The sequence below is a fragment of the Algibacter sp. R77976 genome (assembly GCF_044594645.1).
Lineage (GTDB): Bacteria > Bacteroidota > Bacteroidia > Flavobacteriales > Flavobacteriaceae > Algibacter_B.
Genome location: NZ_CP138989.1, coordinates 3,537,108 through 3,548,742 on the forward strand (window position 1 = coordinate 3,537,108; position 11,635 = coordinate 3,548,742).

Annotated in this window: 12 protein-coding genes; all 12 read right to left on the minus strand. The window is 27.9% G+C overall.

What is annotated here, in order from left to right:
* Positions 1–13: 13 nt before the first annotated feature.
* The 12 genes from SJY43_RS15170 to SJY43_RS15225 all read right to left on the minus strand — a co-directional run bounded on the left by SJY43_RS15170 (position 14) and on the right by SJY43_RS15225 (position 11,612).
* Positions 14–637: a hypothetical protein gene (locus tag SJY43_RS15170; protein ID WP_396601587.1), complete on the minus strand. Its 624-nt coding sequence runs from the start codon at positions 635–637 to the stop codon at positions 14–16.
* Positions 638–1,801, minus strand: a complete 1,164-nt coding sequence (locus SJY43_RS15175; RefSeq protein ID WP_396601588.1) for a glycosyltransferase — start codon at positions 1,799–1,801, stop codon at positions 638–640.
* Positions 1,801–2,871, minus strand: a complete 1,071-nt coding sequence (locus tag SJY43_RS15180; RefSeq protein ID WP_396601589.1) for a glycosyltransferase family 2 protein — start codon at positions 2,869–2,871, stop codon at positions 1,801–1,803. Before SJY43_RS15180 ends, SJY43_RS15175 begins: the two co-directional genes overlap by 1 nt.
* 74 nt (positions 2,872–2,945) lie before the next feature.
* A complete protein-coding gene (locus tag SJY43_RS15185) occupies positions 2,946–3,968 on the minus strand; it encodes a glycosyltransferase (RefSeq protein WP_396601590.1) in 1,023 nt (340 codons plus the stop codon).
* 9 nt (positions 3,969–3,977) lie between these two features.
* On the minus strand, positions 3,978–4,763 hold the full coding sequence (locus SJY43_RS15190) for a glycosyltransferase (protein WP_396601591.1): 786 nt from the start codon (positions 4,761–4,763) through the stop codon (positions 3,978–3,980).
* 12 nt (positions 4,764–4,775) lie between these two features.
* On the minus strand, positions 4,776–5,597 hold the full coding sequence (locus SJY43_RS15195; protein WP_396601592.1) for a glycosyltransferase family 2 protein: 822 nt from the start codon (positions 5,595–5,597) through the stop codon (positions 4,776–4,778).
* An 11-nt stretch (positions 5,598–5,608) separates the two neighbouring features.
* Positions 5,609–6,454, minus strand: coding sequence for a glycosyltransferase family 2 protein (locus tag SJY43_RS15200; protein WP_396601593.1), 846 nt, complete (start codon positions 6,452–6,454; stop codon positions 5,609–5,611).
* Between the two features lie 5 nt (positions 6,455–6,459).
* Positions 6,460–7,428: a glycosyltransferase family 2 protein gene (locus SJY43_RS15205; protein WP_396601594.1), complete on the minus strand. Its 969-nt coding sequence runs from the start codon at positions 7,426–7,428 to the stop codon at positions 6,460–6,462.
* 1 nt (position 7,429) lies between these two features.
* On the minus strand, positions 7,430–8,332 hold the full coding sequence (locus tag SJY43_RS15210) for a glycosyltransferase family 2 protein (RefSeq protein ID WP_396601595.1): 903 nt from the start codon (positions 8,330–8,332) through the stop codon (positions 7,430–7,432).
* 6 nt (positions 8,333–8,338) lie between these two features.
* Positions 8,339–9,490, minus strand: coding sequence for a polysaccharide pyruvyl transferase family protein (locus SJY43_RS15215; RefSeq protein WP_396601596.1), 1,152 nt, complete (start codon positions 9,488–9,490; stop codon positions 8,339–8,341).
* A gap of 3 nt (positions 9,491–9,493) precedes the next feature.
* The gene (locus tag SJY43_RS15220; protein ID WP_396601597.1) at positions 9,494–10,738 is read right to left on the minus strand and encodes a polysaccharide ABC transporter ATP-binding protein; all 1,245 of its coding nucleotides are present in this window, start codon (positions 10,736–10,738) and stop codon (positions 9,494–9,496) included.
* A gap of 1 nt (position 10,739) precedes the next feature.
* Positions 10,740–11,612: an ABC transporter permease gene (locus SJY43_RS15225; protein WP_396601598.1), complete on the minus strand. Its 873-nt coding sequence runs from the start codon at positions 11,610–11,612 to the stop codon at positions 10,740–10,742.
* Between the last annotated feature and the right edge of the window lie 23 nt (positions 11,613–11,635).

Consider the following 11,635-nt stretch of genomic DNA (forward strand, 5'->3'; position numbering starts at 1 on the left):
TATATAATCTAAATTAACACTTCAATTTTAAGTTAAAAATTGATTGATTTTTCCATTCTCTGTAATCCTCAATTGCGAAATTATACTTCTTAAAAACAGAAATTAAATCTGCTTTTTTTAAATCACTTAACCATCCATTTTTATCTCTCGAAACTTTAATAATATCGGAACAACAGTAGGATACAACTACTTGTTTTATTTTGTTATCATGCATTTGATTAAAAACAAAGTCAATATCATGTACATATTCTAAAACCCCACTAAAAACTGCGGTTTCATATTTTTTTAAATTGATTTCTATAGGTTTATTTAAATCACACAATACGGTTTCGTCAAATCTTTTAACAATATCTGTAGGGGTATAAAAGTTAGGAGCTAAAAATTCTTTTAAAAACATATTTCCTGCGCCAAATTCAATAATTTTAGAACTTGGAGAAATATAATTTGCCATTATAGTTGTCCTTTCATTCCAGTTTTCATGAAGTTCATTATCTTTTCTCCACCTATTATAATCTGTTTGTTTATTATCTACTAGTTCTTTATGCGAGGCCATTCGTTGTTTAACGAGCTGCTCTTGCTTATATTTTGCTATAAAACCGAGGGTTTTTCTAATTGCTTTTTTTAAATACTTTATCATTTAATTATTGGTTTCATTATGTGCTTTCAAATAAATTTCAAGTACTTGTTTTTTTATTTTTTCAACTCTGTATTTTGGTTTAATTTCATTCTGATTAATTTCAAATGCTTGTTTTATCAATTTATGGTTTAAAATTGTATTTGAAATTAATTCCTGTATATATTGAATATTTTCCGGATCCTCTATTAAAGTCCCATTTACATTATTTGTAACAACCTCGGCTGTGGCTCCTCCAGGATTAGATTGTATTGGGTACGCACCCATAATTATGGCTTCTAATAATGTATTTGGCATTCCATCAGAAATACTATTACCTATGTAAATAAGAGATTTCCCCATTAGTTTTAATATTTCAATATGAGGTAAAAAGGTTTCTTTTTTTAATACTGAAATATTTAATTTTTTATCAAGTTTCAACTTTTCAATAAACCTTAGAACGTCTTTATCTGCCGAAAACACAATAATTTGATAGTCTAACAATTCATCTCTCATTGCACTTAATGCTAGCAGAACTTGGTTACACCGTCCTAAATCTCCTTGATATCCTTTTATTAAAATGATGTTTCTTTTTAAATTTGGAGTTATGATATAGCTGTTTGTTTTTGTATAATCATAACCTCCTCCTCCTGGAATACTTCCTAAATAAACACCTGTAAAATTATATTTTTTTGCTAAATCATAATCCCTTAAACAGTCTGTTATTAAATAATTAATTCTGCCTAGAGCTCGCTTTACTTGAGGAATAGAAAGGTTAACCGATTTTAAGTTATATAAATCACTTCCCCAAGAAGAATACACCCATTTTTGTTTGGGGTATTTCTGCATAACGTCAATTATAGGAACACAAGAAATTTGCATTGCAAAACTGTGTACTATATCTGGCTGTATTCTTATCAAGCTTTTTTCAAATTGATTAGCTACATTTCGCTCAATTAAAGGTTCTAATAACGCATAAAGGTATGGTAAACGGTTTTTAATAAAGTAGCGTCCTTTTAACTTTGAATATTTAATACGCCATCCATTTATTTTGCTCACCCAAGGTAATCTATTTGTAGGATTACCGTCTACAATATCGAACCAATAAACATCATGACCAGAGTTCTCCAATTGTTCTGTCCACCGAAAAAAATGTAAAGAAGGCATTGAAACTAATAATATTTTCATTAGTTAAAATATATAATTAGGTTTATACTTCCTTTTACTCTATCAAACTTGTATTTATATGGCTTACTTCTATAATTTTTAATAATTTCTTCTAACAGTAAATTGTTAACTGTTTCCAGATCTAAGTAATTATAAAATTTCTTTTTTAATACTTTTTTTAAGCTTTGAGTATTTTTATCTTTAAAACCTACCTTATTGATTTTTATATCTACAACTTTACCATTACAATTTTTTAAATGTGCTAGTAATGCTGAAAAATCGCTATCTATGGGTTTAATTTTAATAACAAAATCTGGGACTCTTAATAATTTTAAATAATCTTCCTCTTTAGGTAAACTCCCCCAACTTTCGTTTGTATTTGCACTTACTATTTTGTTATTTTTAGTTAAGTACATATAACTGTGATTTATACGCTCTAAATTGGAATGAAACGGACTAGAACTATTTTTGTTTCTATAGGCTTTAGGATGCCATTGATGTTTTAATAAAATATTTTCTGTATAATAATGTACTTTTAAGCCGAGTTTTTTTAATCTAATATGAATATCTGTATCCTCTGCGCCCCAACCATGGTAAAACTCGTCATAACCGTTTACCGACTTTAACTTAGCCGTTGAAAATAATGTTGTACCAGTAACTTCGTTATTACCCTCAAAATCAATCTTGTAATTAATAAATTTTTTGTTTTTTAATGATTCGTTTTGTGACAAAAAACTATATTTAAAATAATACACATCTTCCGAAGCCAAGTTATTTGCTGTTTCTATAAAATCTGAATGAAAAATTAAATCGATATCTCCTACTAAAAAATAAGGTGTATCACATTGTTGTAAAGCTATATTTATGGCTCTACTTTTATTCCATAATTGACCTTCAACAGGACAATAAACAAGTTGAATAAAACTATATTTTTTTACACAGCTTTTTAAAGTTTTAGAAAAATTATCGTGACTACCATAATCAACCAAAATGACTTTAAAATCTTTCGAAGTTTGTTTATTTAAAGAGTCTAAACATTTCTCTACGATGTTTAAGTCTCTATTTCTGTATGTTAAGGTTAAAGTAATCAATATATCAATTGGAATATAATTTCAAATTTATGTTTTATTTATTTTGAATTTATAAGATTTTAATCAAATAAATTTTATCTAAAATTCATCAACTTCTGCTTAGGCAATCCTTTTTTAAGCAGCAATAAGTCATAAGTCTTTCTGTATTTTAATAATCCTAAAAAAACTTTTGTTAAAAATAATTTAATTGGCTTGAATTCTGGCTCCAAAATTTCGAAAGCTTGCAAATCCTTTTTATCAATTACTTTAACTTGAGCGTTATAAACAGAAGTCGCCCAGTCTTCCTTTTCATTCCCTAAATGATAAGCATAATTATTATAAGTAGATAATCTGTAACCGTCTAACTGGTATGGAGGACTATCTAGATAGTCGCCTTCGCTATGTCCTCCTAATTTATATATCGAATTCTCTTTTGGTATATTCTTTAAGTATTTTGTTTTATAAGTTGCTACACAATGTGCAGCACTCACCACTGCAATAAAATTATTCTTTTTTAAAGTCAAGATAAGATCTTTATATTTATCTTCAAGATAAGGCCAACCTAAACTTTTTGCAAATATTTCTAAAGCTTTTGGATTCTTAACCTCTCTAAATTTTAAATCTTTGGAAAACAAATAATCCAACCAAATATTAGCTGTATAACTTAGTTGCTTTCTAAATACTGGAATAGGTGATACAACGGCAGCTTTTTCGAATACTGAAAACACTTTAAACACTTGGTTGTCCCACTCTTTTAAAAATAAAATATCGGCATCGGTTATAGTTACGAATTGCTCATTTACAGTACGCAGGCCTTTTAAAATAGCATTTATTTTTCCAATATTATCTTTTTCAATTATAAGTTCGTTGATAGCATTTTTCTGAAAAAGCTCATACAACCTAGAATTTACACTATCACAACAACCATCGCTTACAACCGTGATTTTTAAGTTGTAAATTGATGTGTTTTGAATCGAGTTTAAGCACATTGTAAAAATAGAAAAAGCGTCCTTGTAATAGCCTTCTTCTACTGGTATATATAAAGGAATTATGACTCTATGATTAATGCTTGAGTCTTCTATTAATTCTTCTTTTGATGTGTTAGCTCCTTTACGCATAATAAGAATTTAATAGTTAAACTTTTTAGGTTTATTAAGTTTAAAATTTAATGTAGTAAAGAGTCTTTTAAATGCGTAATAAATGGACACAAATAATACTTTAAAAGCCTGGATTATTGAAAAAAAAGTACCTTTTACCACACTTTTAAATTTTGGTTCTGTATGCCAAATTTGATAATTACCTATTAGGTCGTTTTTAAATCTAAAAAATTTTTGTTTATCATTCCGGTTAATGCTATAGTTAAAAACTACTGGAGCAAACTCTATATCGTAGCCTGCTTTTAAAACACGTTTTGTCCAATCTTTATCTTCAAAAGTTGGAACATTTTCGTTAAATTTAATTTTTTTCCAAGTGGATTTTCTGAATGCTGATCCAGAAAAAATTAATCCCGATTTGTTTGGGTCCTGAGTTGCTGGTATATTTTTTATATAATTTTCATAATCGTTACTAGAATGTAAACACCTTACTCCTGCTAAATTTTTATTTTGTTCGAATTGATTTTTAATGGTTGAAAAAAAATCTGGACTTACGGGATATGAATGTGCGCTAAAAATAACTATAATATCGTTATTTGCTTTTTCTGCGCAAAAATTAGCACTTCCACCATAACTAAATTTTGTTATAGTTTCAAATCTAGCATTATACTTATTTGCTATATCTTTAGAGTTATCTTCAGAAAGATTATCTACTACAATAACCTCATCTATATCATTACTGTATCGATTTTTTAAATTTGTCAACAAAAACTCTAATGCTTTTGATTGGTTTTTAGTTCTTATAACAACAGAAATCATAACAGATTTTTTTTAATTTGTAAAAATGTTTTTTATAAAAACATAAGTTTTAAAAATAAAATTATTCTTAATCTTATTGTTAAAACGCAATAACGCCTCATTTTCTTGATATGCTAAAATAGGGTTTTTAAAATGTGTATTATAAATAGCTTTATTTTTTGAATAAATGTAATCGTATAATTCAAAATACAGCTTTGGCGATTCTGAAAAACTATTTGAAAGACTACCCATTTTATGTTTTCTATAAAAATAAAGTGGTTTATTTATCTTAACTACTTTGGAGTTTTCATTTAACATTCTAATCCATAAATCCCAATCCTCAAAAGACTTTAGCTGCTCATCGTAACCTCCAATTTTTAAATAATTTTCTTTTTTAAATGGCGTACATGCAATAAAAGTGTTTTGTAATAATAAGGTTTTATAACTATAGTTTGGCAATGAATAAGCGCCCTCTTTTTCTCCAAAAAAGAAAATCTTGTAATGCACTACATCTGCATTGGTGTTATTAAATGCAGTTAGCACCTGGCTAATTAAATCCTTATCAATAACATCATCAGAATCTAATGGTAAAATTATATTGTGTTGTGCTTTTGTTATTCCAAAATTTCTAGCGCTAGATAAACCGCCATTTTCTTTAAAAAAATAATTGAAACGTTTGTCTTTTTCAACCCATTTTAAGGCTATTTTTTCAGTATTATCAGAGCTACCATCATTTACAATAATACACTCCCACCCCTTTTGTAAGCTTTGATTATAAACGGATAATAATGTTTCCTCCAAAAACTGAGCTTGGTTATAACACGGTATTATTATAGAAATCGAATTGGTATTCATTAAAATTTATACTACTTAATTAAGCTTGCGAATTTATTTTTAAAAAATTTAAAAGGTGCTAAAATAATTTGACCTATTTTAAACTCTTTAGTCTCTTTTATTTTGAAATTGTTTTTCTTTAATTGGTGCGTTGCATATAATGATTGCATAATATAAGACTCAAAATTATCAATATAAATTTGCTTATGCTTATTAAAAATATATGTTTTAAGTTCTAAATCATGATTAGCAAAGGCCGCAGCATCTCTCGATGTTTCTTTTATTCTATAATTAAAAAGTGGTTCTGCAATAATATGCATTTTCCAATTGTTCTTTAAAACAGAAATCCAAAACTCCCAATCCTCATAACCATTAACCATGGCTTCATCAAATCCAGATGCTTGTTCCCAACATATTTTTCTAAATAAACATGAAGCCAACCCATTGTTTTTAAATAGAAAATTTTTCACTTCTCCTCCTGTGGGCTTAATAATATTTCCAGAGCTTTTATTGCCAAATGTCTTATAATAACAACCAACAACACCAATATTTAAATTACCGTTTAATATTTTAACTGCTTTTTCAATAAATGTATTTTCAAAATAATCATCGGCATCAAGGTTTAATATATATTTTGTTTTTGCTAAGCTTATAGCTGTATTTCTTGTTTTACAAACGCCTTTATTTTCTTGAAATATAACTTGAATACGTTCATTTTTAATACCTTTTAAAACGTTTATGGTTTCAATTCCCGAACCATCATCAATAATGATAATTTTTTCAGCTTTTAAGGTTTGATCTAATATAGAGTTGACTGCTTCTAAAATAAACGCACCATCATTAAAGCAAGGAATTATAACTGTAACGTCGCTCTTCATATTTGTTATATTTTGATATGTTTCGATTTCCAACGTTTTTCTATTTTATATATCCCTCGCGAAAATATTATAAATAGATTACCAAATAACCTAAATTCTGCCGCTAGATTTTTATTTTTAAATTGGAAAATAGCTATCAAATTTTTTAAAATATATTTAGAATTAGTAATATGATTATGCTCTAAACTTCTAAAAAAATCGTCTATTAAAGAATAATAATACGATTTACTTAACTCCAAATCATTTAATTCTACACTTTTTTTTAAAATCTCTATTGAGGTGTAACTCGTAGATTCTTTATAACTCTTAATATAATTTGAGTTTAAACTACTTTTACTTTTAATATGTTGCCTATATAAAAATAATGGTTTATCTATTATAATGTATGAGGTTTTAGGTATTTTAAAAAAAATTCGTGTAAAAAATTCTGTTTCTTGCCCTCTAGTTAGTTTTTCATTAAATAACTTTTTATCATTTAAAAAATCTCTTTTAAAGAGCACAGAATTTGTAATAAACTTTAATTTCCACAATAAATAATCTTTGAACAAGTATGTTTCTTCAATTAAACTTTCAGTTTTTAAAATATTTAAATCTGTATCAGTTATATAGTGTGATCCTATTATAAAATTTATATTAGTTTTAAATGCTTTTACCTTAGTTAATAAAAAATCTTTAAGCAAAACATCATCATCGTCAATCCAATTTATATATTCTCCTTTACTTAATTTAAAACCGTAATTCCTAGCTCCATTACCTCCTTTTAAAAAGCCTTCTGGCAGCTTATAATATACAAACCTATTATCTTTTTTTGTAAAACTATTTACAATAGATTCAGTTTGGTCTGTACTATGGTCATTTACAACAATGCACTCCCAATTGGTGTAAGTTTGCTCTAATATTGAGTTTAGTGTTTCACCAATTAAATGAGCTCTATTATATGTTGGTATAATAATGGATACAAGTGGGCTTTCCATTTTAAATATAATGTTTACCTAAGGTTTTGTTTGTATTTCTACTTTTATTTATTCTTTTAGAAATACTTTTTATTAATTGCATCTCTGTATTACATTGTTTAACACCTCCTAAATTAAACTTTAGTAAATAGTTGATTCTTGAATTTTTTAGTTCTTTAATACGTTGCTTTATCGCTTCTGAATGATTGTTTAAATTTACATTTGCCCAATTTAACTTATACATCCATTCCTTGTATTTTGAAGTTTTAGTATCAATACCTTTTTGTTCAAATTCGCGGTCATGCATTACAAAAGTATGAGGAACAATGCCAACTTTTAGTTTATGATATCTTAACCTTTGGCAATAATTATCATCTTCACCGTAATGAAAAAAAAGGGGATCAAAACCGCCAACTTTTAATAATGTATTCTTAGGAATTAACCAACTAGCAGCGTTAACAAAAGGCACTAGGTAAATTTCAGATAAGTTTTTTGTAATTGCATCAAAATGAAAAAAGTTATTATAATCGTATTTTAAATATTTAGAAAAATTTCTGTCTAATTTATTGCCTTCACCATTTAATTGAATAGGACTTAAAATCGCATATTCAGAATTGTTTTTATGAACCTTAATTAACTCGGATATTGTATTTGATTTTAAATAAGCATCTTGGTTTAATAAAAAAACATAATCGGCACCTTTATTTAAGGCATAAGTTATTCCTAAGTTATTAGCTTGACCAAAACCTAAATTTGCTTTTTGCTCTAATAATGTAATCTGAGAGTATTGCTTTTTTATAAAAGAAACAGAATTATCTGTAGAAGCATTATCAACAACTATAACATTATAATCTCCACAGCTATTTAGGCATTTTTCTAGCCATTTCATTCCGTTATAACTAACAATGATTATATAAGTAGTCATTTTTTCTTATTTAAACTTGTTTAATATTCTATTAAATTTATAATTTAAACTTAATAACTTTTCAAAATAAAGAATATAAAGGCTAAACCCTGGATTTTCATTGTTTTGTATTACTTTATTAATTTGCTCCCAGTGTTTATTTAGAGCAGTATTAATGTTTAATTTAACTTGATCTGATAAAAGCGCTGGTTTCTCTATGCAGTTTAAAACATTTTCAAAAGAGTCGCAAACAACATCTGTATTAAGTTCCGCTATTTCTAATAGGCCTTTAAACTTATGCAATGGCTTGTTTTTAAGTATTAAAAATGCCGAAACACCATAAGCCAAAGCGGTAATAAATGCATGCATAGACGAACCAAAAAAATAATTTCCATTACCAATAGTATGAGCTATTTTTTTTAAACTGTCGGATTCAACAATGTCATGCTTCGTTTCCATAAACTCAGACACCATCTTTGTAAAGGCTTTATCACCATGGCAGTCGCCAATAATAATTAATTTAATTGGCATTTTTAACTCACCACTTAAAGTATCTAAACTTTTTGCCGTTTCTTTTATTGGACTGTGGTATCTTGAATTTAAATTTACAGTTATGTAATTGGATTTTTTTTTGGAACCCAATGGCCATAATTTATCAATATCGAATGCCGAATCTGGAACTACAGAAATGCTATTTCTAAAATTTAAATTATCGTTTGCAGCATTGGTTGCTATTTGCTTACTAAATTTCTCTCTAAAAGCAACATAATTAGAATTACTGAAGGTTTTGGTTGCAACCTTATTTTGTAAATATCCTTTAAAATTTCTCGATATTCCTGGAGCATTAAAAAGATATGGAATTTTCTGTTCTATAGCTATTTTGGCTGCACCAATCCATAAATTAGCATACGAAAATCCTACGATATTATTATAAACTGTAATATTGTTAGGTAACAGGTGTAGAATATTTCCTCCACCAATTATAACCGCCTTAAACTTATTTTTTTGAGCATTTTTAAACGAAATAATTGGTTTACTATCCTTAAAAATAGTTAGGTTATCTGTAGGCGAAATATGTTCCCATTCCTGGTTTGGCAACCTGAATTCTGCAATATGAGGGAAAAGCAAATCTCCATAATTATCAACATCAAAGGTTCCAAAATGGGCTATTTTAGTCATAATCTAGTACCAATTGTATTGCGCTAATGCTTTAGCTTTTAAAGCTGATGGTTTTAAAATGATTCCGCTATTAAAAAAATCGCTATTCAAAACTTCAAATACCAAACATTTTTTTAATCGCTCAACCTCCACTTTATCACTTACCACTCCAACATTTACGTAATATAAACCTTGAGTAAGTGGGTTTTTTTCTATTTCGCAATTTAAAATTTCACTAGTAGCGTTTATATATCCTTTATTAAAATACTCTGAAGAGAGATGTAATATTTTTTCGTCATTAAAATTATAAATACCAAGATGGATATTTGTTGATTTAATCGCTTCTAAATTTAATTTAAAACTAAATTTCAAGTCTTTTCCAGAAGCTATTAATTTATTTTCAATTTCAATTTTCTGTAAAATACATTCATCTTCTTCTGCAAAGTAAGATAGGGTTGTTTTTTTATTTGCATTGTTAGATATGTAATACTCTATACAATCATCCACATCACCTTCAAAAGTAGAACTTCCTTTTTCTAAAACAATAGCACGTGTACATAAATTTTTAACTGCCGCCATATTATGACTAACAAATAAAACGGTACGCCCCTCTCCTCTAGAAATATCTTGCATTTTACCAATAGCTTTCTTTTGAAATTCAGCATCTCCAACAGCCAACACCTCATCAATAACTAAAATTTCTGGTTCTAAAAAGGCCGCTACAGCAAAGGCCAACCTTACTGTCATACCAGAACTATAACGTTTTACTGGTGTATCGATATAACGTTCGCATCCAGAAAAATCAATAATTTCATCTATTTTGGAGGCTATTTCCTTTTTAGTCATACCTAAAATAGCACCATTTAAATAAATATTTTCACGACCTGTCATTTCACCATGAAATCCAGTTCCTACCTCTAACAATGAGGCAATACGCCCTTTAGTCTTTATATTTCCTGTGGTTGGCCCTGTAACTTTAGAAAGTATTTTTAATAACGTAGATTTACCTGCTCCATTTTTACCAATAATTCCTAAAACTTCACCGCGTTCCACTTCAAAATCAATGTCTTTTAGTGCCCAAACATATTCGGAGTTTCCTGTGAAAGTACGATCATTTGCTTCTCCTACTCTTAGATAAGGGTCTTCTTTACCCCTTATTTTTGACCACCACCTATTTAAATCATGGCTAATGGTTCCGGTACCAACAAGCCCTAAACGGTATTGTTTAGAAATATTTTCTACTTTTAAGATAATATCTTTCTTTTTCATACTAAACGGTATCTATAAAGGTTTTTTCCGTTTTATTAAAAATTATTAACCCTAAAGAAAAGATTAAAATTACTGCTACACCAACATACAGAATTTTAAATATAGAGAAATCACCAACACCTAAAGTCATATGCCTGAACAACTCAATTATTATTGTCATTGGATTATATTCTACTAACCATGAGTATTCCGGAACTTTTTCTTTAAAATAAGATAAGGGATACATTACAGCAGAACCATACATTAATAATTGAACACCAAAACCTACTAAAAATGTAAGGTCTCTATATTTTGTAGTCATGGAAGAAATTATCATACCTATTCCCAATCCAAACAAGCCCATAAACAATATTAATACTGGTAAAAATACAATTGCAAATTGAGGAATGGCATTAGCTGCTTTTGTTGTAAAAAACACAAAATATAAATAGAAACAAATAAAAACTAATAGTTGAATTCCAAACTTTAAAAGGTTAGAAAACACCACAGAAAGCGGCGTAATAACTCTTGGGAAATACACTTTACCAAAAATACCTTGGTTAGCCGTAAAAGTGTTACTAGTTCCTGTAAGGCATGTACTAAAATAATTCCAAGACGTAATTCCTGCTAGATTAAACAAAAAAGGCGGTATACCATTACCTGTAGGAATTGCTGCCAAATTATTAAAAATAAGGGTAAATATAATTCCAGTAAACAGAGGTTGAATAAAGTACCACAATGGACCTAAAATAGTCTGTTTATACTGAGTAATTACATCTCTCTTAACAAACAAAAATAAAAGATCCTTATATCTCCAAATTTCACTAAAATTTAAATGAATTAATTTTTGCTTTGGAGAAATAGTATAAAGCCAATCATTATTTTTAGTATTCAATATAATATCTTTTTAATTTAACA

Coding starts and splice junctions, on each gene's coding strand:
- SJY43_RS15185 (WP_396601590.1), bottom strand. CDS start 3,968: ATGCGTAAAGGAGCTAACACATCAAAAGAAGAATTAATAGAAGACTCA.
- SJY43_RS15215 (WP_396601596.1), bottom strand. CDS start 9,490: ATGACTAAAATAGCCCATTTTGGAACCTTTGATGTTGATAATTATGGA.
- SJY43_RS15170 (WP_396601587.1), bottom strand. CDS start 637: ATGATAAAGTATTTAAAAAAAGCAATTAGAAAAACCCTCGGTTTTATA.
- SJY43_RS15205 (WP_396601594.1), bottom strand. CDS start 7,428: ATGGAAAGCCCACTTGTATCCATTATTATACCAACATATAATAGAGCT.
- SJY43_RS15190 (WP_396601591.1), bottom strand. CDS start 4,763: ATGATTTCTGTTGTTATAAGAACTAAAAACCAATCAAAAGCATTAGAG.
- SJY43_RS15220 (WP_396601597.1), bottom strand. CDS start 10,738: ATGAAAAAGAAAGATATTATCTTAAAAGTAGAAAATATTTCTAAACAA.
- SJY43_RS15175 (WP_396601588.1), bottom strand. CDS start 1,801: ATGAAAATATTATTAGTTTCAATGCCTTCTTTACATTTTTTTCGGTGG.
- SJY43_RS15200 (WP_396601593.1), bottom strand. CDS start 6,454: ATGAAGAGCGACGTTACAGTTATAATTCCTTGCTTTAATGATGGTGCG.
- SJY43_RS15210 (WP_396601595.1), bottom strand. CDS start 8,332: ATGACTACTTATATAATCATTGTTAGTTATAACGGAATGAAATGGCTA.
- SJY43_RS15195 (WP_396601592.1), bottom strand. CDS start 5,597: ATGAATACCAATTCGATTTCTATAATAATACCGTGTTATAACCAAGCT.